Source organism: Paraburkholderia sp. NMBU_R16 (genome assembly GCF_013282575.1).
GTDB lineage: Bacteria > Pseudomonadota > Gammaproteobacteria > Burkholderiales > Burkholderiaceae > Trinickia.
This window is the reverse complement of the sequence record NZ_JAAAYE010000491.1, coordinates 1-251: the sequence shown is the minus strand read 5'-3', so window position 1 is coordinate 251 and position 251 is coordinate 1. Positions and strand designations below refer to the sequence as shown.

The window sequence follows — 251 nt, the reverse complement described above, 5'->3', positions numbered from 1 at the left end:
CAACATGCGCCGCGCGTCAATCAACAAACGCTTGTCAGCGTCAATCAACATCGGCATCATCAACCTCGCCGCGACATTCTCATCTTGTTTGTCGCGCGTCTCTCATCCAGATTGTCGCGCCACACTGTCGGCTCGAACTCGCGCGCAAGCTCTTCTGGCGAGCGGCCGGCTTTGACCAACTCGACCATCTGCGCCCGAAATTCCGGCGCGTAGGGGTTGTGGTGCTTTCCCATGGCAGGCACCTCCTGTTC

1 protein-coding gene is annotated in these 251 nt (G+C 59.0%); it reads right to left on the bottom strand.

Annotated features, from left to right (window positions below; genetic code table 11):
* Positions 1 to 59: 59 nt before the first annotated feature.
* A partial coding sequence (locus GWC77_RS28890; protein WP_217283483.1) for a hypothetical protein occupies positions 60 to 251 on the bottom strand: 192 nt, incomplete at its 5' end.